The following is an 18,230-nucleotide window of genomic DNA, read 5'->3' on the forward strand; positions in this document are numbered from 1 at the left end:
CCGCGCCCGTGGCGGCCGCGGCCCGTACGGCGATCGACCCGTCACCGTCCTGCGGATCGAGCGCAGGATCAAGCGGAACCAGCCCCGGGCTCGGGCCGCTGTCCCACCGGCAGCAGCCCGCGCTCGGCGAAGACCTTCTTCGCGGCGAACGTGGCGTTCAGCGCCTTCGGCATGCCGCAGTAGACGGCGGAGTGCAGCAGCGCCTCCGTGATCTCCTCCGGGGTGAGGCCCACGTTCAGGGCCGCGCCCACGTGCACGTCGAGCTGGGCCTCGCAGCCGCCGAGCGCGGTGAGCACGCCCAGCGTGACCAGCTGGCGGTCGCGCGGCGCCAGTCCGGGCCGGTCGTAGATCTCCCCGAAGGCCCAGGAGACGACCTGGTGGCCCAGCGCGGGGCTGATGTCCGCGAGCGAGTCGACGACCCGCTGCCCGGCCTCGCCGTCGACCTTCCGCAGGACCGCCAGGCCGTGGGCGAAACGCTCGTCACGGGTGGTGCTCTCGCTCATGCCGGTACATCCCTTCAGGGCAGCCGCTCGACGCGGCCGCCGTTCGCCGTTGCCGGAACGCTAGGAGTTGGAGCGCACTCCAGGTCAAGGCCGGCCCGGCGGCCGCCCGGAGCGCTTCCACGAGGAGGTCCAGCGGATCGCCGAGGAACTGCTGCCGCTCGGGCACGACATGGAGTTCGTCTACGTCGACGACGGCAGCCGCGACCGCACCCTCGCCGTGCTGAAGCACCTCGCCGGGCGCGACTCCCGGGTGCGGTACGTCTCCTTCAGCCGCAACTTCGGCAAGGAGGCGGCCCTGCTCGCCGGTCTCCGGCACGCCTCCGGCGACTCGGTCGTCGTGATGGACGCCGACCTCCAGCACCCGCCCGAGCTGATCGGGCGCATGGTCCGGCTGCGCGAGCAGGGCCACGACCAGGTCATCGCCCGGCGCACCCGCACCGGCGACCGCCTCGCCCGCACCCTCACCGCCCGCCTGTACTACCGGCTCGTCAACCGCCTGGTCGACATCGAACTGGTCGACGGCGTGGGCGACTTCCGCCTGATGTCGCGCCGTGTGGTGGACGCGGTGCTGGCCCTCACCGAGTACAACCGCTTCTCCAAGGGCCTGTTCGCCTGGGTCGGTTTCCCGAGCACCACCTTCGAGTGCGAGAACGCGACGCGCGGGGCGGGCCGCAGTTCCTGGAACCTGCGCAGCCTGCTCAACTACGGCCTCGACGGCCTGCTGTCCTTCAACAACAGGCCGCTGCGCGCCGCCCTCTGGCTCGGCACCGGCCTGCTGCTGTGCGCGGGCCTGTACACCGCCTGGATCGTGGGCGCCGCCCTCGTCCAGGGCGTCGACACCCCCGGCTATGTGACCATCATCACCGCGGTCACGGCCCTCGCCGGCGTGCAGATGGTCATGCTGGGAGTCGTCGGGGAGTACACCGGCCGCATCTATTACGAGGTGAAGGGCCGTCCGCACTTCCTGGTGAAGGCGACCAACGTGGAACGAACGAAAGACCTCATCCCTTGATGCCGAGACAGATCGTCACCTTCGCCGTCGTAGGTGCCGTCAACACGGCCGTCTACTACGGCCTCTACCTGACGCTCCTGAACTGGCTTCCCTATCTCGGCGCGCACGTTCTGGCATTTCTGCTCAGCATGGTCGGATCCTTTTTCCTGAACGCGCGTTTCACCTACCGGACGCGGCCCACCTGGCGGAAATTCCTGCTGTTCCCGCTGACGAACGTCACCAATTTCCTCGTCACCACCGCGGGTGTGTACGTGATCGTGGACGTCCTCCACGCCGGAAACCGCTTCGCCCCCCTGCTCGCCTCCGCGGCGGCGATCCCGGTGACGTTCGTCGTGTCCCGCCGCATCATGCTGCCCGGCGGCAGGAACGTCCGGGACCGGCCGCACATGTCCGCGTGACGGCGTAATCCGGTTGAACCGCCGGCCCGCGGTGCGCCAGGGTCCGCGGCATGGAGTTCTTCTGCCACCACCGCGACCGGCCCGGCTCCGAGGCGCTGCGCGACCGGCTGCTGGAGGAGCACTGGTCCTACATGGACCGGTACGCCAAGGAGCTGATCGCGCGCGGCCCGACCTTCGCCGCCGACGGCGGGACGCCCACCGGCAGCGTGCACATCGTCGACCTGCCCGATCCCGCCGCCGCCCGCGCGTTCGCCTTCGACGAGCCGAACCACCAGGCCGGCGTGTACCGGGACGTACTGCTGCGCCGGTGGCGCAACCTGCTGGGGCGCACCATGTGGGACTTCCCCGGTGGCCCGGTGGGCGGCAACCGGTACCTGGTGCTCGGGCTCGGCGTCGGGCGGGCCGGCCAACTCGCGGTGCCACCCGGCCGCGACGACCTGATCGCGTTCGGGCCGCTGCTGTCCGACGACGGTGCCCTCCGGCTGGGTGCGGCGGCACTGGTCCGGGCCACCGACCCGGACGCCGCCCGCGCCGTCCTGGCTGCGGACGAGTACGCCGCCGTCGAGGTCCACGACTGGGAGTTCGGCGGGCGGCGCTGAGGAGAGCGCGGCGGCCCCGGTCCGGGCCCGCGGCCGGTTGGCCCGTCCGGTGTACGCGGGCCGCCCCGGCGGCCGGGTTCGCCGAACCGCCGGCCGTCGCCGCCTAGCATGCTCACCGCTCGGGGGTTCCGGGCAGGAGGGGGTCGGCGACATGCCCTTCGCGGAGTCCGCCGGCGGCGGTGAGCCCGACGCCCGCGGCCCGGCGGCCGCGCCGCGCTCCACGGCTCCGCTACTGGCCGTGTGCGCCGGGTACTTCATGGTCATCCTGGATGTCACGATCATCAACGTGGCCGTGCCCGTGGTGGGCCGGGAACTGCGCGCCTCGCTCACCGGCATCCAGTGGATCACGGACGGGTACACCCTGGTCTTCGCCGGGTTCCTGATGACCGGGGGAGCACTGGGCGACCGGCTGGGCAACCGGCACGTCTTCCGCGCGGGCGTCACGGTGTTCACGGTGGCCTCGGCGGCGTGCGCGTTCGCACCCGGCGCACCCTTCCTGGTCGCGGCCCGGCTGGTGGAGGGACTCGGCGCGGCCCTGATCGTGCCCGGCTCCCTGGCCCTGCTCCAGGAGGCCTATCCGGCGCCGGCGGCCCGCTCGCGCGCCTTCGGGATCTGGGGGTCGATGGCCGGCATCGCGGCCTCCGCCGGGCCGCTGCTGGGCGGGCTGCTGGTGTCCACGGCGGGCTGGCGCTGGGTCTTCCTGATCAACCTGCCGGTCGGCGTGGTCTGCCTGATCCTGACGTCGCGGTTCGTCGCGCCCTCACCGCGGCACCCGGACCGGGCCCTGGACTGGCCGGCGCAGTGCGCCGTGGTGGCGGCGGTGGCCCTGCTCACGGCCTCGCTGAACGAGGCGGGACGGCGCGGCTGGACCGACCCCGCCGTGCTCGCCGGGCTGGCCCTGGCCGTGCTCGCCGTAGCGGCGTTCGCGCTGCGCGAGCGGCTCGCCCGGTCTCCCGCGCTGCCGCTGGGGCTGCTGCGCTCCCGGGCGATGAGCGGCGGGGCCGTCGTCGGGCTGCTGTTCAACTTCGGCTTCTACGGCATGGTCTTCACCGCCAGCCTGTACTTCCAGCACCAGCGCGGCTTCAGCGCCCTGAGGACCGGGCTCGCCCTCTTCCCGGCGGTGGCGATGACGATGTTCGCCTCCGTGCTGTCCGGCCGGCTGAGCCGCCGCACCGGCGACCGCCCGCTGGTGGTCACCGGCATGCTGCTGGGTGCCCTGGGGCTGGCCGGCTGGGCCGCGGCGGGACCGGACCCCGCGTACCCGCTGCTGGTGGCCCCGATGATGGCCACCGGGTTCGGCACGTCCTTCGCGCTCACCGGCTCGACCGCCACCGTGATGGGCGCCGCGCCCCCGGCCTACGCGGGCGCCGCCTCCGCCCTGTTCAACACCACCCGCCAGATCGGCAGCGCCACCGGCGTCGCCCTGGGCGGCAGCCTGCTGGCCACCAGCACCGACTACGGCACCGGCGTGCGCACCGCCATGGCCGTCGGCGCCCTCGCCTACCTGTCCGCGGCGGCCCTCGCCTGGAGGTGCGTCCCGGCCCGGGCGGTCCCGCCCGGCCGGTGATGTGACCGAGAGTTTTAGTTGGCGAATCATGGTCTGAGACGCACAGGTCAGGAGTGTGGAGAATTCTGGTTGGCAGATCTTGAGGGGGATAGTCGGCAAATCATGGCTGTGGGCGCTCACTGTGCGTGATCGCCGGGGTGGGGTCGCGGTTGCCCGCGGCGATCATGAGCCAGACTGGCGACGGGTCCCGGGTGGCGGCGTTTGATGTCGATCAGGTCGGCCAGGTAGGCGCCCAGTTCCCGGCAAGACCGTCTGGGCCGAGCAGACTCTCCCGCCTTCAACCTCGCCCGGTTCCCGACCGCCGTGATAGCGACCCCGAGGTCGCCCTGATAGTCGTCGGCCGGCCGTACGCCTCCCGCTGCGACCAATGGCATCGCGTCCCCAGGACGACAAATCCGCGAGCGTAGGGTCTGAGAACACCTGACCGATGCAGCCCGGACGGGTCAGCCAGTGCCGTGGGCCCCTCTCTCGCGCCGTGCATGGTGGTCAGCGGGTCGGGACCGGGAAGAGCATGCAGCTGCTGGTGGCGTGGGCCAGCAGCCGGTCGTCGGAGTCGCGGAGCTCTGCCTGGGCGAGGGCGGTGCGGCGGCCGCTGTTGAGGACGGTGCCTATGCCGCGGACCTTGCCGGTGTCGACGGTGATCGGGCGCAGGAACTTCAAGGTCAAGTCGATCGAGGTGTATCCCATGCCCTGAGGCAGCACGGACTGCACCGCGCAGCCGGCCGCCGAGTCCAGGAGCGTGGCGTAGACGCCGCCGTGGACGCTGCCGATCGGGTTGTAGTGCTCCTCGCCCGGCACCAGGACGAAGACCGCTCGGCCGTACTCGGCCTCCTCCAGGGTGAAGCCCAGGGTGGCGGCGATCGGCGGGGCGGGCAGGCGTCCGGCCAGGATCTCGCGGAGGAAATCGATGCCGCTGTGGTGGGGGACGGCGTCGGCGCAAATGGCGGGGTCTTCCCAGCCGAACACACGTGATCTGCGTGTCGCCGCTCCTGTCTCGCCGGTGATCAGGGACTTCTTCGATGTTTCGGACACGGTTGCTCCTCGGGGCATGTGCTGTCGGTGTGGCGTGCCAGTCCGTGAGGGACGGCGCGCCCGTTCTGCGGTGGAGTCGTCCTGCCGCGTGTTTCAGCCGCCGCCGGATTCAGGGCTGTCCGGGGCGGCGCGAATGAGACCCGGGCCGGCGTCGACGAACGAGTCCCCAGGCTGCACGTCGTGGCCGTCGTCGCAGCGGAGCACCGCATGCACCGGCGCACCGCAATTTTCGTGGCGTACGACCACCGGGGGCCCGTGTTCGTCGGCGGCCCAGGTGTCGCCCCACTGCCGCAGTGCCACGATGACGGCCCTGAAGTCCCGCCCCTTCTGCGTCAGTTGATAGGCATACCGGGTCCGCTGGCCGGGCTCCTGGTAAGGGACGCGCTCCAGGAGACCGGCGGCGGTCAGTTCTTTCAGGCGCGCCGCGGCGGCGGGTTCTCCGATGCCCACACGCCTGGCGAAGTCGTCGAACCGGCGTGTGCCGAAGAACGCCTCGCGCATGATCAGCATCGCTGTCCTGTTGCCGACGATCTCCAGAGCCCTGGCGATGGAGCAATTGGCCATGGACCAGGCGTCCCGTTCCTTCAGTAGATCCTTCATCTCCCCACCTTCCACCTGGCTTGCCTCATGCGAAGCCAGCCTATACCGTCGGTGCTGACTTCTGAAGCCATAAGTCAGCTGGAGATGCACATCCCGAGGGAGGAATCATGGACATCAGCACATCAAGGGTCCTGGTCACAGGGGCCAACCGCGGGCTCGGCAGGGCACTGACCCAGGAACTGCTCGCGCGCGGTGCCACGGTGTACGGGGCGTCCCGTCGGCCGGACCAGATCGATCTGCCCGGCGTGAAAGCGATACGGCTCGACGTCACCGACCCCGCCTCCGTCGCCGCGGCTGCGAAGGAGGCCCGTGACATCACAGTGCTGATCAACAACGCGGGCAGTTCCACGGGCGCCGATCTACTGACCGGCAGCTGGGACGCCGTCCGTCTGGAGATGGAGACCCACTACCTGGGCACCCTCGGCGTGATCCGGGCTTTCGCCCCGCTGATCGAGGCCCAGGGCGGGGGCGCCGTCCTCAACGTCCTTTCCGCGCTGTCGTGGATCAGCTTCCCCGCCGTCGGCGCCTACGCCGCAGCCAAGTCCGCGGAGTGGAGCCTGACCAACGCGTTGCGACAGCAGCTCGCACCCCGGGGCATCGCCGTGTCCGGACTCCACGTCGGCTATATGGACACCGACATGGCCCGCGACGTCACCGAGCCGAAGACCGACCCGGCGGACGTCGCCCGCGCGGCCGTCGACGGCATCGCCTCCGGGGCTGCCGAGATCGTCGTCGACGACCGCAGCCGCCAGGTACAGGCCGACCTCTCCGGTGGCGTCGCCGCCCTGTACCCGCAGCTCGGCTGAGACGAGGACACCGTGACCTCCACTCCCTCCCCCGCCCCGGGCCGACTCAGGCCGACCGACCGGCACACCGATGTCCGACCCTCCTCGAGCCAGCCCTCCCGGCTCGCCGCCGCCGTCACGCTCATCGCGATGTGCCTGGGCGCCATGACGACCTTTCTGCTGATCACCGCATCGGTGTCAGCGATGTCGGCCATCCAGGATGATCTGCACGTCTCCCCCACCGGCCTGGTCTGGATCCCCTCCGCGTACGCCCTGCTCGTTGCCTGCCTGGTGATGTCCGCGGGCACCGTCGGCAACCTCTACGGCCGCAAGCGCACCTTCCTCACCGGCGCCGCGATCATGATCGTCGGGTCGCTCACCGTCTACGCCGCGCATTCCGCGGGAGGCGTCATCGCCGGCCAGCTCGTCTCCGGCCTCGGCGGCGCTCTCATCCTGCCGAACAGCCTGGCCATCCTGGGAGCGGCATTCCCAGACCCCCACCGGCGCACCGAGGTCGTCACCGCCTGGGCGGCCTCCTCAGGCATCGGACTGGCCGTCGGCCCCCTGATCGCGGGCACCCTGCTGGACCACTTCCACTGGAACACGGTCTTCCTGTCGACCGCTGTCCTCGCCCTGGTCACCATGGCCGTCGCCGCCTTCGTCACCGAATCGCGCGGCCCCGACGGCAAGCTCGACATCCCCGGCCAGATCCTGGCCGTCGTGGGCATCGCCGCTCTCGTCTACGCCCTCATCGAAGGCGGACACGACGGCTACACCAGCCCCAGCATCCTTACCGCCTGGATCATCGCGGTCGCGGCCCTGACCGGTTTCGTCCTCGTCGAGCGCGCCGGCCGCACCCCCATGCTGGACATGACCCTGTTCCGGTCGGCGTCGTTCAGCGCGGTCATGTTCGTAAGTGCCGTCTCCCTGTTCGGCTTCACCGGCATGGCCATCCTGTCGGTGCTCTTTTACGAGCGCGTCCAGCACCTGTCCGCCCTGGATGTGGGATGGCGGCTGCTGGCCTTCTTCGGCGTCTACGTCGTCATCGCCTACGTGACCGGACGCGTGATCCGCCGTACCGGCTTCAAGCTCCCGCTGACCCTCGGCTTCCTCCTCGGCGCCGCCGCCGCAGCCGGACTCACCACGCTGGATCCGACCACCCCCTATGCCCGGGTGTGGTGGCTGTACGCGCTCTTCGGCGCCGCAAGCGGGATGGTGGCCGCGCCGAGCACCGCCGCCGCCCTGGTCAGCGTCTCCCACGAACGCGCCGGCATGGCTTCCGGAGCCGTCAACACCTTCCGCCAGATCGGATCCGTCACCGGCTCCTCACTGCTCGGCGCACTCCTCGCCAGCCGGCTTCAGTCCCAACTGCCGACCCGGCTCGGCGCCCACCACGTCCCCCGAGCAGCCTGGCCGGCCGTCGAGCACGCCGTCTCCACCGGCAGCGGCGCCCACCGAGCGGCCCCGCCGAACGTGAGCGCCGCGATCGGCGACGCCTTCACCTCCGGCGTCCATGCCGGCATGACCGTCATCGCCGCGGTGTTCCTGTGCGCGGCCCTCGCCTCGGCCCTGCTGGTACACAACCGACCCCACCACACCACCGCCACGACGAACTGACGCGTGACGTCCAGGAGCGACGCCGACAACCGTGCCGGAATGGCGCGCCATGGAAGGATGCACATCCATTGCCGTACTGGAAGGAGACGTGATGCAGGTAGCCGTGGTCACCTTCGACGGGTTCAACGAACTCGACAGCTTCATCGCTTCCGCGCTGATCAACCGATGCCGTAAGGACGGCTTGGAAGCCTTCATCACCACTCCGACACCGGTGGTCACGTCGATGAACGGTGTCGAGGTGACCGGACAGCGCCCGATGGAATTCGTGACCGAAGCAGAGGTGGTGCTGATCGGCAGTGGCGTGAAGACACGAGACGTGGTCGCCGACGACCAGTTGATCTCCCGGCTGCCGCTCGACCCTTCGCGACAGCTCGTCGGTGCGCAATGCTCCGGCGCGCTGGTGCTCGCCCGGCTGGGGTTGCTGGACGGCATGCCGGCTTGCACCGATGTGAAGAGCCGGCCCTTTGTCGAAGCCTGTGACGTGACCGTGCTGGACGCGCCGTTCCACGCCGAGGGGAACATCGCCACCGCAGGGGGCTGCCTGGCGTCCCAGTACCTCGCCACCTGGGTGATCACCCGCGTGCTCGGGGAGGGCGCCGCGCACGACGTCATCGGCTACGTGGCTCCGGTCGGCGAAAACCAGGAGACCATCGACCGTGCCATGCGCGCCGTCGGCACGGGCGCGATCGCACTGCGCTGACATCCCGCGATCAGTCTCAGCACGACGAAGATCCACCATCTGGCAACCAAGTGGTCAAGGCCTGAAGTGAGATGCCGACAGCATGCCGAACATCGCCCTGCCCTCCACTGTGGAGGTGTTGATGCGCTGCTCGATCAGATGCAGTCCGATGCCGCGCTCACGCAGGTCGGCGCGGAGTGTGACGAGATGGAGGAAGGAGCGGGAGGGCCGGTCGAGCCTGGTGATCTTGAGGGCGTCACCGGGCCACAGCAGCTGACGCAGGACCTTCACCACTTCGTCGAGGTGCCAACCAGCGTTCTCCATGTGCCAACTGAAACTCTCGGTCACAGGTGACCGTCCCAGGAGAACGGATGGCGATTGCATAAACGTGCAGCGATACGTATAGTCATGCCATCCAGAGGAGGGTGGACATGGCGGTACGTGCGGCGGTGGCCGGAGCGAGCGGATACGCGGGCGGTGAGGTCCTGCGGCTGCTCCTCGCGCACCCCGAGATCGAGATCGGTGCCCTGACCGGAAGCTCCAACGCCGGCCGGCGGCTCGGCGCGCTCCAGCCGCATCTGCTGCCGCTGGCCGACCGGGTGCTGGCCGAGACCACGCCGGAGAACCTCGCCGGGCACGACGTCGTCTTCCTGGCGCTGCCCCACGGGCAGTCCGCCGCCGTGGCCGAGCGGCTCGGCCCGGATGTCCTCGTGGTCGACATGGGCGCCGACTTCCGGCTGAAGGACCCGGCCGACTGGGAGCGGTTCTACGGCTCCCCGCACGCCGGCACCTGGCCCTACGGCCTCCCCGAACTGCCGGGTGCCCGCGCCGCGCTGGAGGGGTCCAAGCGCATCGCGGTACCCGGTTGCTACCCGACCGCCGTCTCCCTCGCCCTGTACCCGGCCTACGCGGCCCACCTCGCCGAGCCCGAGGCGGTGGTCGTCGCCGCGTCCGGCACCTCCGGCGCGGGCAAGGCGGCCAAGCCGCACCTGCTCGGCAGCGAGGTGATGGGCTCCATGACGCCGTACGGCGTCGGCGGCGGCCACCGGCACACCCCCGAGATGATCCAGAACCTCAGCGGGGTGGCGGGGGAGCGGATCTCCGTCTCCTTCACCCCGACCCTCGCGCCGATGCCGCGCGGCATCCTCGCCACGTGCAGCGCCAGGGCCGTCGCCGGAGTGACGGCCGAGTCCGTCCGCGCCGCCTACGAGAAGGCCTGCGCCGACGAGCCCTTCGTCCATCTGCTCCCCGAGGGGCAGTGGCCGGCCACGGCGTCCGTGTACGGCTCCAACGCCGTGCAGGTGCAGGTCGCGTACGACGCCGCCGCGGGCCGCGTCATCGCGATCAGCGCCATCGACAACCTGACCAAGGGCACCGCGGGCGGTGCCCTGCAGAGCATGAACATCGCCCTGGGTCTCCCCGAGACCACGGGACTTTCCACGATCGGAGTCGCACCGTGAGCGTCACGGCAGCCAAGGGATTCACGGCGGCGGGCATCGCCGCCGGGATCAAGGAGAACGGCAACCCGGACCTGGCCCTCGTGGTCAACGACGGGCCCCGCCGTGCCGCCGCCGGCGTCTTCACCTCCAACCGTGTGAAGGCCGCCCCGGTGCTGTGGTCCGAGCAGGTCCTCAAGAGCGGCCAGGTGTCGGCCGTGGTGCTGAACTCGGGCGGCGCCAACGCCTGTACCGGCCCCAAGGGCTTCCAGGACGCCCACGCCACCGCCGAGAAGACGGCCGAGGTGCTCGGCCGGGGCGCCATCGAGGTCGCCGTCTGCTCCACCGGCCTCATCGGGGTGCTGCTTCCGATGGACAAGCTCCTGAAGGGAGTGGAGACGGCCGCCGGCGCCCTGAGCGAGCACGGCGGCGAGAAGGCCGCCATCGCCATCAAGACCACCGACACCGTCCACAAGACGTCCGTCGTGACCAAGGACGGCTGGACCGTCGGCGGCATGGCCAAGGGCGCGGGCATGCTCGCGCCGGGCCTCGCCACCATGCTGGTCGTCCTCACCACCGACGCCGACCTCGGCAGCGAGGCGCTGGACAAGGCCCTGCGCGCCGCGACCCGGGTCACCTTCGACCGCGTCGACTCCGACGGCTGCATGTCCACCAACGACACCGTGCTGCTGCTCGCCTCCGGCTCCTCCGGCATCACCCCCGCGTACGACGAGTTCGCCGAGGCCGTGCGGCAGGTCTGCGCCGATCTCGGCCGGCAGCTCATCGGCGACGCCGAGGGCGCCGGCAAGGACATCAAGGTCGAGGTGATCAACGCCCGGACGGAGGACGACGCCGTCGAGGTCGGCCGCTCCATCGCCCGCAACAACCTGCTCAAGTGCGCGATCCACGGCGAGGACCCCAACTGGGGCCGCGTCCTGTCCGCCATCGGCACCACCAGGGCCGCGTTCGAGCCCGACCGGCTGAACGTCGCCATCAACGGCGTCTGGGTCTGTAGGAACGGTTCCGTGGGTGAGGACCGCGAGCTGGTCGACATGCGCTACCGCGAGGTGCACATCGTCGCCGACCTCGCCGCGGGCGGCGAGACCGCGACCATCTGGACCAACGACCTGACCGCCGACTACGTCCACGAGAACAGCGCCTACTCCTCATGACCACGACGCGGAAACACACGGCACTGCCCAAGGCCCAGATCCTCGTCGAGGCGCTGCCCTGGCTGACCCGGCACCACGGCAGGACCGTCGTCATCAAGTTCGGCGGCAACGCCATGGTGGACGAGGACCTGAAGGCCGCCTTCGCCCAGGACGTCGTCTTCCTGCGGCACGCCGGCCTCAAGCCGGTCGTGGTGCACGGCGGCGGTCCACAGATCAGCGCCGCCCTCGACCGGCACGGCATCGTCAGCGAGTTCAAGGCCGGGCTCCGGGTCACCACCGAGGACGCCATGGACGTCGTACGGATGGTGCTCGCCGGGCAGGTGCAGCGCGAGCTGGTCGGCCTGCTCAACCAGCACGGCCCACTCGCCGTCGGCCTGACCGGCGAGGACGCCCACACCATCACCGCCACCAGGCACCAGCCCGAGATCGACGGCGAGCTGGTCGACATCGGGCGGGTCGGCGAGATCACCGAGATCGACACCGGCGCCATCGAGGCACTCCTCGCCGACGGCCGCATCCCGGTCGTGTCCTCGATCGCCAGGTCACAGGACGACGGACATGTCTACAACGTCAATGCTGATACGGCGGCTGCGGCACTCGCTGCGGCACTGGGGGCCGAGACCCTCATGGTCCTCACCGACGTCGAGGGCCTCTACGAGGACTGGCCGAACTCCGACGAGGTGATCAGCCGCCTCACCGCCTCCCAGCTGGAGAAACTGCTGCCGGAGCTGTCCGCCGGCATGGTCCCGAAGATGGAGGGCTGCCTGCACGCCGTGCGGGGCGGCGTACGCACCGCCCGCGTCATCGACGGCCGGGTGCAGCACTCGATCCTGCTGGAGATCTTCACCGACGAGGGCATCGGCACGATGGTCGTGCCCGACGAGACCGAGGGGGAGCAGTCATGACGGGCAACCAGGAGCTGACCGCGCGGTGGCAGGGCGCGCTCATGAACAACTACGGCACCCCCCGGCTGCCCCTCGCGCGCGGTGCGGGCGCCCGGCTGTGGGACGCCGACGGCAAGGAGTACCTCGACTTCGTCGGCGGCATCGCGGTCAACGCGCTCGGCCACGCCCACCCGGCCGTGGTGGAGGCCGTCAGCCGGCAGATCGGCTCCCTCGGCCACGTCTCCAACCTGTTCGTCGCCGAGCCGCCGGTCGCCCTCGCCGAGCGCCTGCTGCAGCTCTTCGGCCGGGACGGCAAGGTCTACTTCTGCAACTCGGGGGCCGAGGCCAACGAGGGCGCCTTCAAGATCGGCCGGCTCACCGGGCGGACCCACATGGTCGCGACCCAGGGCGGCTTCCACGGCCGGACGATGGGCGCCCTCGCGCTCACCGGCCAGCCCGGCAAGCAGCAGCCCTTCCTGCCGCTGCCCGGCGACGTCACCCACGTCCCGTACGGCGACGCGCAGGCACTGGCCGCGGCGGTGACGGAGGAGACGGCCCTGGTCGTCATCGAGCCGATCCAGGGTGAGAACGGGGTCGTGGTGCCCCCGGCCGGCTACCTCAAGGCGGCCCGCGCCATCACCGCCGCCACCGGCGCCCTGCTGGTGCTGGACGAGGTGCAGACCGGCGTCGGCCGGACCGGCAACTGGTTCGAGTACCAGGCCCACGAAGGCGTCCTGCCGGACGTCGTCACGCTCGCCAAGGGGCTCGGCGGCGGGCTGCCGCTCGGCGCCACCGTCGCCTTCGGGCGCGCCGCCGAGCTGCTCCAGCCCGGTCAGCACGGCACCACCTTCGGCGGCAATCCGGTCGCCTGCGCCGCCGGACTCGCCGTCCTGGACACCATCGCGGACGAGGGACTGCTGGAGAACGTCAAGCGGCAGGGTGAGAAGCTGCGCGACGGAATCGAGGCGCTGGGCCACCCGATGATCGATTATGTCCGGGGCGCGGGCCTGCTCCTGGGTATCGTGCTCACCGGGCCGCACGCGCCACAGGTGCAGCAGGCGGCCCAGGAGGCCGGGTTCCTGGTGAACGCGCCCGCTCCCGACGTCGTACGGCTCATGCCGCCGCTGAACCTGCGCGACGACGAGACGGGCGCCTTGCTGCGGGCACTGCCCGGCATCCTCGACGCAGCCGACGGGGACGGACGATCCGGGGAATGAGACGACGATGAGCCAGGCGCAGGACCACGAGCAGGCGGCGGGTGCCGGACCCGCCGTCCCGCAGACCCGCACCGCACGCCACCGCCGGATCGTGGACATCCTCAACCGGCAGCCGGTGCGGTCCCAGAGCCAGCTCGCGAAGCTGCTCGCCGACGACGGGCTGAGCGTCACCCAGGCGACGCTCTCCCGGGACCTCGACGAGCTGAACGCGGTGAAGATCCGCAACAACGACGGCGACCTGATCTACGCGGTGCCCAGCGAGGGCGGTTTCCGCACCCCGCGCGCCCCGCTGGGGGAGTCGGCGAAGGAGGAGCGGATGCGGCGGCTCTCCCAGGAGCTGCTGATCTCCGCCGAGGCCTCCGCCAACCTCGTGGTGCTGCGCACCCCGCCGGGGGCTGCCCAGTTCCTCGCCTCCGCGATCGACCAGGCCGAGCTGCACGACATCCTCGGCACCATCGCCGGTGACGACACGCTGCTGCTGATCAGCCGCGATCCGGTCGGCGGGCAGGCGCTCGCGGCCCACCTGCTGCGGCTGGCGCAGAACGGGCAGTGACCCGCGTGCGGGTCCCGGCCGACCGGCGGACAATGGCCGTGTGATCTTCCGGAGCCGGGGCGCAATCCCCAGGCGTCGGGCGACCGTATACAGAGGTGTGTCGGGTTACGGGACACGGGTGGACCGCCTTCCGGACGAGGCTCTGCTGTCCGGGCTGTCCACCGGTGACCAGGAACTCGCCGTCGCCTTCGTACGGAGGTTCCAGCACAGGGTCTTCGGTGTCGCGATGGCCGTCACCGGTGATCCGCAGCTCGCCGAGGACATCGCCCAGCAGACGTTCGAGCGCGCGTGGCGTCACGCGCAGATCTACGACTCGCGCCGCGGGTCGGTCACGACCTGGCTGACGACCATCGCGCACAACCTCGCCATCGACGCCGTCCGCGCCCGGCGGACGCAGTCGGTGGCGCCCGAGGACCTCGAGGCGCTCCTGGGCGTCGTCACCGAGACCCCCGAGCGGTGGGCGCTGGCCGACGAGGCCTCGGCCCAGCTCCGGGCCGCTCTGGCGCGGCTGCCGCGGGAACAGGCGCGTGCCCTGGTGATGGCGGGTGTCTACGGAATGACGGCCCAGCAGATCGCCGACCGGGAGAAGATCCCGCTGGGCACCGCCAAGACGCGGATCAGGGCGGCCATGGGCAAACTGCGGACCACCCTCGCGGCTCCGAAGCGAGGCGACCATGTCCAGTGAGGTGACCTGCGGGAGACTGCGGGAGCTCGGTGCCGAGCTGGCCCTCGGCGTGCTCGAAGGACGTGAGCGCGCCTCAGCCGTCGAGCATCTGGACCACTGCGCGGACTGCCGCGAGTACGTCGGGCATCTGACCCTCGTCGGTGACCGGCTGATCGGCCTGCTGCCGTGCCGCGAGCCGCCGCTCGGCTTCGAGACCCGGGTGGCGCGCGCCCTGACCCATGACGCGACGGCGTACGAGCGGCGCCCGCACGCACCCGCGCCCCTTCGCGAGGGGCTGCGCGGGCGCGCCCGGCGGGTCCGGCTGCGGATGGCCTCGGTGGCGGTCGCGTTCGCCGTCGCCTTCGGCTTCGCCGGCTGGGGGATCGGCACCGCCATCGAGGAGGTCACGGCCGCGCCCGCGGCGCCCGCCGGGACGGAGACCATGCTGGTCGGCGATCTGACCTCGGCCGGGGCCGGGGCCCGGCCGGCCGGCGAGGTCTACGCCCACCCCGGGAGCCCCGGCTGGGTGTTCATGACCGTCGACCTGACGGGCCGCGGCACCGCGTACGACGGCAAGGTCACCTGTCTCCTGGAGCGCCCCGACGGCACCACGGTCCGGATCGGCGAGTTCCCGATGCACGACGGCCGCGGCGCCTGGGGCGTGGCCGCTCCCGTCGATCCCGACACGGTGTCGGGCGCCCGCCTGACCTCCCAGGACGGCACCGTCCTCGCCACGGCCCCGCTGCAGACCGGCCAGGTCCGCACCGGCGAGGCGTGAGCCCGGGCGCCGGTACCGCCCTCAGCCGCGGGGGCGGGCGCCGGGCCGGGCGGAACCCAGGGCGGCGGACAGGTCGGTGAGCGAGGGCCGGGCCGGTGGATCGGGCCGCAGGCAGGCGTCGACGGCGGCGGCGAGGGCGGGCGGCAGGCGCCGGCGGGAGGCGACGGGCGGGGCCGCCCGTTCCCGTTGCGGGCAGCGCCGGGCGTCCGGGTCCCCGGTGCCCTCTTCGAGACCGAACGGCGGATCGCCGCAGGCCACTTCGAACAGGGTGACCCCGATTCCCCACACGTCGGCGGCGGCCGTGAGCGGACCACCGAGGGCCTGCTCCGGGGCCAGGTAGCGGAACGTGCCCACGCCCGCGGGTGCCGGGCCGGGCGGCCGGGCGACACTCAGGTCCAGCACCTTCGCGTACCCGCGGTCCACCACCACGTTGGACGGCTTGAGGTCCAGGTGCAGCAGGCCACGGCGGTGGAGGTAGTGGACGGCGGAGCACAGCTGGACCCCGAGGAGTGCCACGTCGGCGGCGGACGCCCGGTGCCGCAGCCGACGCACCAGGTGGGACAGCGTCTCCCCGGTCAGCGTCTCCAGGACCACGAGCGGCTCGGGCGAGTCGAAGATCTCGTAGCCGCGGACCAGATGGGGATGGCTGAACTCCCGCAGCCACCGCCCCTCCCGCAGCAGCCGCTCGCCCAGCCCGGCCTCGTCCCGCCGGTCCGGACGGAGCACCTTGATCACGCACCGGCAGTCCCGTTCCTCGCTCCAGGCGTCGTGGACGTCCAGCCAGCGGGTGCGGGTCAGCCGGCCCAGGATCTCGTAGCCGGGGACCGGCCGTGTGCCCGGCGCCAGGGCCGGGGCCGGTTCCCGGGCGGTCCGGGCGGCGGGCGCGCTCATGAGGGCACCCGTCCCGGGGACGCGACGCCGTTCAGGGCGTTCAGCCGGTGCAGCCGCGCGTAGGCGCCGTCGTGGCCGAGCAGCTCGTCGTGGGCACCCTGCTCGACGACCCTGCCGTGGTCCAGCACCACGATGCGGGTGGCGTCCTGGACGGTCAGCAGGTTGTGGGAGATCACGATGGTAGTCCGCCCGGCCATCAGCCGGCGCAGCGGGTCCATGATCCGCCGGCCCGAGCGGACGTCGAGACCGGTGGTCGGCTCGTCCAGCACCAGCACGGGCGCGTCCCGGATCATCGCCCGGGCGATGGCCAGCCGCTGGCACTGTCCCCCGGACAGGGTCCGGCCCCGCTGGCCGACCAGCGTGTCGTAGCCCTCCGGCAGTGTTTCGATGAACTCGTGCGCGTCCGCCGCGCGCGCCGCCGCGACGATCTCCGCCTCCGTCGCCTCCGGCCGGCCGTAGGCGATGTTCTCCCGCACGGTGCCGTGGAAGACGAGTGTCTCCTGCAGCACCACGGCCACGCTGTCCCGTACGTCGGTCAGGCTGAGCTCCCGCAGGTCCCTGCCGTCGAGGCGGACCGCGCCCTGGTCGGGGTCGTAGAAGCGCAGCTGCAGCTTCGCGATCGTGGACTTGCCGGCCCCGCTGGCCCCGACCAGCGCCAGCGTCTGACCGGGCGCCACCTCGAAGGACACGTCCGACAGGGCCCAGGACGCGGTCCCGGGATAGCGGAACCGGACGCCGTCGAACTCCACCTCGCCGCGCGCCCGACCGGTGCGCCGGGGGTGCGCGGCCTCGACGACCTGCGGCCGCTGGTCCAGCAGTTCGATGATGCGCTCGGCCGAGGCGGAGGCCGCGTAGAAGGTGGGGCCCAGGTGGGACAGGCCGCGGATCGGGCCGTAGAGCTTACCGATCAGGGCCAGGAAGACCAGCAGGCCGCCCAGCGTGAGCTGTCCCTGGGCCAGCTTCCAGGTGCCGAGGCCCATCACGGCAATACCGCCGGCCACCTCGATGATCTCCACGACGGGTCCGTAGACGGCACGGATCCGGGCCGACGCCATCGCCGCCCGGAACCTGCCGAGGTTCTCCCGCTCGAACCGACGCTCCTCCCACCCCTGCCGGTTGTACGCCTGCACCAGCGCGACATTGCCCAGCGACTCCTCGGCGATCGCGCTGATCGAGCCGCTGCGCCGCCTGCGCTCCCGCGACGCCGCCTTGATCAGCCGCGAGAAGTGCCGGGCGGCACCCCAGAACAGCGGCACGATGGCGAGGGCGAGCAGGGTCAGGTCCCAGCGCAGATAGAACAGCAGCCCGAGGAAGACGCCCAGACGGATCACGTAGTAGAGGACGTCCGCGACCCCGGAGAGCAGGAACGTCTCCACGGCGTCCACGTCGCCGGTGACCCGCGACAGCACGTCGCCCAGCCGCCGGCGCTCGAAGAAGCCGAGCGACAGCCCCTGGACGTGCCGGAAGACGTCGGAGCGCAGGGAGAGCAGAAAGCGTTCGCTGACCCAGGTGGACGTCACGTCGTCGCCGAACCCGAGGATGCCGGAGCAGAGGATGAGCCCCAGATAGGCCGGCGCGATCCACAGGAAGGGGCGCAGATCCCGGGGGACGAGCACATCGTCCACGACGATCTTGAAGAGCCAGATCTCGGCCGCGTCCACGGCCGGCCCGGCAAGGCTGAACAGGGTCAGGGGAACGAGCCAGCGCCGGCCGCCACGGGTGTAGGGCCAGAACCGCCGGAACACCTCACGCAGGGGCACCGGGGGCGCGGCGGCGACCACGGCGTCGGAGGTCTCTCCCACCGACAGCAGACGCCGCAGGACCTGCGCCATGGCATGCGTTC

Annotated in this window: 20 protein-coding genes; 14 read left to right on the forward strand and 6 right to left on the reverse strand. The window is 71.5% G+C overall.

Features of this window, described 5'->3' with window-relative positions:
* Nucleotides 1–68: 68 nt before the first annotated feature.
* The gene (locus tag ACZ6B1_RS21250; RefSeq protein ID WP_468780535.1) at nucleotides 69–503 is read right to left on the reverse strand and encodes a carboxymuconolactone decarboxylase family protein; all 435 of its coding nucleotides are present in this window, start codon (nucleotides 501–503) and stop codon (nucleotides 69–71) included.
* A 67-nt stretch (nucleotides 504–570) separates the two neighbouring features.
* On the opposite strand from ACZ6B1_RS21250, the gene ACZ6B1_RS21255 reads away from it, so the two are divergent.
* From ACZ6B1_RS21255 to ACZ6B1_RS21270, 4 genes are all read left to right on the forward strand, one after another.
* Nucleotides 571–1,515: a glycosyltransferase family 2 protein gene (locus tag ACZ6B1_RS21255; protein ID WP_468780537.1), complete on the forward strand. Its 945-nt coding sequence runs from the start codon at nucleotides 571–573 to the stop codon at nucleotides 1,513–1,515.
* Nucleotides 1,515–1,913: a GtrA family protein gene (locus ACZ6B1_RS21260; RefSeq protein WP_468780538.1), complete on the forward strand. Its 399-nt coding sequence runs from the start codon at nucleotides 1,515–1,517 to the stop codon at nucleotides 1,911–1,913. The genes ACZ6B1_RS21255 and ACZ6B1_RS21260 overlap by 1 nt, the downstream gene beginning before the upstream one ends.
* A 50-nt stretch (nucleotides 1,914–1,963) precedes the next feature.
* Complete coding sequence (locus ACZ6B1_RS21265; RefSeq protein ID WP_468780540.1) at nucleotides 1,964–2,512, forward strand: YciI family protein; 549 nt, start codon at nucleotides 1,964–1,966, stop codon at nucleotides 2,510–2,512.
* Between the two features lie 151 nt (nucleotides 2,513–2,663).
* Entirely contained in the window at nucleotides 2,664–4,079 is a 1,416-nt protein-coding gene (locus tag ACZ6B1_RS21270; protein ID WP_468780542.1) for an MFS transporter, read from the forward strand.
* Between the two features lie 486 nt (nucleotides 4,080–4,565).
* Here ACZ6B1_RS21270 and ACZ6B1_RS21275 read toward each other — a convergent pair whose 3' ends face one another.
* Together ACZ6B1_RS21275 and ACZ6B1_RS21280 are read right to left on the reverse strand one after the other, a co-directional pair.
* The gene (locus tag ACZ6B1_RS21275; RefSeq protein ID WP_468780544.1) at nucleotides 4,566–5,111 is read right to left on the reverse strand and encodes a PaaI family thioesterase; all 546 of its coding nucleotides are present in this window, start codon (nucleotides 5,109–5,111) and stop codon (nucleotides 4,566–4,568) included.
* Nucleotides 5,112–5,204: 93 nt separating this feature from the next.
* Nucleotides 5,205–5,711 carry a winged helix-turn-helix transcriptional regulator gene (locus ACZ6B1_RS21280; RefSeq protein WP_468780546.1) on the reverse strand — a complete coding sequence of 169 codons (507 nt, stop codon included), beginning with the start codon at nucleotides 5,709–5,711 and terminating at the stop codon, nucleotides 5,205–5,207.
* A gap of 107 nt (nucleotides 5,712–5,818) precedes the next feature.
* Here ACZ6B1_RS21280 and ACZ6B1_RS21285 point away from each other — a divergent pair, with 107 nt between their 5' ends.
* From ACZ6B1_RS21285 to ACZ6B1_RS21295, 3 genes are all read left to right on the forward strand, one after another.
* The gene (locus ACZ6B1_RS21285; protein ID WP_468780548.1) at nucleotides 5,819–6,517 is read left to right on the forward strand and encodes an SDR family oxidoreductase; all 699 of its coding nucleotides are present in this window, start codon (nucleotides 5,819–5,821) and stop codon (nucleotides 6,515–6,517) included.
* Between the two features lie 12 nt (nucleotides 6,518–6,529).
* On the forward strand, nucleotides 6,530–8,113 hold the full coding sequence (locus ACZ6B1_RS21290) for an MFS transporter (RefSeq protein WP_468780550.1): 1,584 nt from the start codon (nucleotides 6,530–6,532) through the stop codon (nucleotides 8,111–8,113).
* A gap of 91 nt (nucleotides 8,114–8,204) precedes the next feature.
* Nucleotides 8,205–8,813 carry a type 1 glutamine amidotransferase family protein gene (locus tag ACZ6B1_RS21295; RefSeq protein WP_468780552.1) on the forward strand — a complete coding sequence of 203 codons (609 nt, stop codon included), beginning with the start codon at nucleotides 8,205–8,207 and terminating at the stop codon, nucleotides 8,811–8,813.
* Nucleotides 8,814–8,867: 54 nt separating this feature from the next.
* On the opposite strand, the gene ACZ6B1_RS21300 is transcribed toward ACZ6B1_RS21295, so the two are convergent.
* Nucleotides 8,868–9,116, reverse strand: coding sequence for a recombinase family protein (locus ACZ6B1_RS21300; protein ID WP_468780554.1), 249 nt, complete (start codon nucleotides 9,114–9,116; stop codon nucleotides 8,868–8,870).
* Nucleotides 9,117–9,223: 107 nt separating this feature from the next.
* Here ACZ6B1_RS21300 and argC point away from each other — a divergent pair, with 107 nt between their 5' ends.
* The 7 genes from argC (at nucleotide 9,224) to ACZ6B1_RS21335 (ending at nucleotide 15,496) form a co-directional block, all read left to right on the forward strand.
* Nucleotides 9,224–10,252 (forward strand): N-acetyl-gamma-glutamyl-phosphate reductase, encoded by a 1,029-nt coding sequence (argC, locus tag ACZ6B1_RS21305; protein ID WP_468780556.1) that lies wholly within the window; start codon nucleotides 9,224–9,226, stop codon nucleotides 10,250–10,252.
* Nucleotides 10,249–11,400 (forward strand): bifunctional glutamate N-acetyltransferase/amino-acid acetyltransferase ArgJ, encoded by a 1,152-nt coding sequence (gene argJ / locus ACZ6B1_RS21310; RefSeq protein WP_468780558.1) that lies wholly within the window; start codon nucleotides 10,249–10,251, stop codon nucleotides 11,398–11,400. Before argC ends, argJ begins: the two co-directional genes overlap by 4 nt.
* A complete protein-coding gene (gene argB, locus ACZ6B1_RS21315; RefSeq protein ID WP_468780560.1) occupies nucleotides 11,397–12,305 on the forward strand; it encodes an acetylglutamate kinase in 909 nt (302 codons plus the stop codon). Before argJ ends, argB begins: the two co-directional genes overlap by 4 nt.
* Nucleotides 12,302–13,501, forward strand: coding sequence for an acetylornithine transaminase (locus ACZ6B1_RS21320; RefSeq protein ID WP_468780562.1), 1,200 nt, complete (start codon nucleotides 12,302–12,304; stop codon nucleotides 13,499–13,501). Before argB ends, ACZ6B1_RS21320 begins: the two co-directional genes overlap by 4 nt.
* A gap of 7 nt (nucleotides 13,502–13,508) precedes the next feature.
* Nucleotides 13,509–14,054 carry an arginine repressor gene (locus ACZ6B1_RS21325; protein WP_468780564.1) on the forward strand — a complete coding sequence of 182 codons (546 nt, stop codon included), beginning with the start codon at nucleotides 13,509–13,511 and terminating at the stop codon, nucleotides 14,052–14,054.
* A 97-nt stretch (nucleotides 14,055–14,151) separates the two neighbouring features.
* A complete protein-coding gene (locus tag ACZ6B1_RS21330) occupies nucleotides 14,152–14,739 on the forward strand; it encodes an RNA polymerase sigma factor (RefSeq protein WP_468780566.1) in 588 nt (195 codons plus the stop codon).
* The gene (locus tag ACZ6B1_RS21335) at nucleotides 14,729–15,496 is read left to right on the forward strand and encodes a hypothetical protein (RefSeq protein WP_468780568.1); all 768 of its coding nucleotides are present in this window, start codon (nucleotides 14,729–14,731) and stop codon (nucleotides 15,494–15,496) included. Before ACZ6B1_RS21330 ends, ACZ6B1_RS21335 begins: the two co-directional genes overlap by 11 nt.
* Before the next feature lie 21 nt (nucleotides 15,497–15,517).
* On the opposite strand, the gene ACZ6B1_RS21340 is transcribed toward ACZ6B1_RS21335, so the two are convergent.
* Nucleotides 15,518–16,387 (reverse strand): serine/threonine-protein kinase, encoded by an 870-nt coding sequence (locus ACZ6B1_RS21340; protein ID WP_468780570.1) that lies wholly within the window; start codon nucleotides 16,385–16,387, stop codon nucleotides 15,518–15,520.
* Nucleotides 16,384–18,219, reverse strand: coding sequence for an ABC transporter ATP-binding protein (locus ACZ6B1_RS21345; RefSeq protein ID WP_468780571.1), 1,836 nt, complete (start codon nucleotides 18,217–18,219; stop codon nucleotides 16,384–16,386). Before ACZ6B1_RS21345 ends, ACZ6B1_RS21340 begins: the two co-directional genes overlap by 4 nt.
* Nucleotides 18,220–18,230: the final 11 nt, after the last annotated feature.

The organism is Streptomyces sp. NPDC041129 (genome assembly GCF_055592265.1).

Coding starts and splice junctions, on each gene's coding strand:
- ACZ6B1_RS21295 (WP_468780552.1), top strand. CDS start 8,205: ATGCAGGTAGCCGTGGTCACCTTCGACGGGTTCAACGAACTCGACAGC.
- ACZ6B1_RS21285 (WP_468780548.1), top strand. CDS start 5,819: ATGGACATCAGCACATCAAGGGTCCTGGTCACAGGGGCCAACCGCGGG.
- ACZ6B1_RS21345 (WP_468780571.1), bottom strand. CDS start 18,219: ATGGCGCAGGTCCTGCGGCGTCTGCTGTCGGTGGGAGAGACCTCCGAC.
- ACZ6B1_RS21340 (WP_468780570.1), bottom strand. CDS start 16,387: ATGAGCGCGCCCGCCGCCCGGACCGCCCGGGAACCGGCCCCGGCCCTG.
- argC (WP_468780556.1), top strand. CDS start 9,224: ATGGCGGTACGTGCGGCGGTGGCCGGAGCGAGCGGATACGCGGGCGGT.
- ACZ6B1_RS21300 (WP_468780554.1), bottom strand. CDS start 9,116: ATGGAGAACGCTGGTTGGCACCTCGACGAAGTGGTGAAGGTCCTGCGT.
- ACZ6B1_RS21260 (WP_468780538.1), top strand. CDS start 1,515: ATGCCGAGACAGATCGTCACCTTCGCCGTCGTAGGTGCCGTCAACACG.
- argB (WP_468780560.1), top strand. CDS start 11,397: ATGACCACGACGCGGAAACACACGGCACTGCCCAAGGCCCAGATCCTC.
- ACZ6B1_RS21270 (WP_468780542.1), top strand. CDS start 2,664: ATGCCCTTCGCGGAGTCCGCCGGCGGCGGTGAGCCCGACGCCCGCGGC.
- ACZ6B1_RS21265 (WP_468780540.1), top strand. CDS start 1,964: ATGGAGTTCTTCTGCCACCACCGCGACCGGCCCGGCTCCGAGGCGCTG.
- ACZ6B1_RS21325 (WP_468780564.1), top strand. CDS start 13,509: ATGAGCCAGGCGCAGGACCACGAGCAGGCGGCGGGTGCCGGACCCGCC.
- ACZ6B1_RS21280 (WP_468780546.1), bottom strand. CDS start 5,711: ATGAAGGATCTACTGAAGGAACGGGACGCCTGGTCCATGGCCAATTGC.
- ACZ6B1_RS21335 (WP_468780568.1), top strand. CDS start 14,729: ATGTCCAGTGAGGTGACCTGCGGGAGACTGCGGGAGCTCGGTGCCGAG.
- ACZ6B1_RS21250 (WP_468780535.1), bottom strand. CDS start 503: ATGAGCGAGAGCACCACCCGTGACGAGCGTTTCGCCCACGGCCTGGCG.
- ACZ6B1_RS21320 (WP_468780562.1), top strand. CDS start 12,302: ATGACGGGCAACCAGGAGCTGACCGCGCGGTGGCAGGGCGCGCTCATG.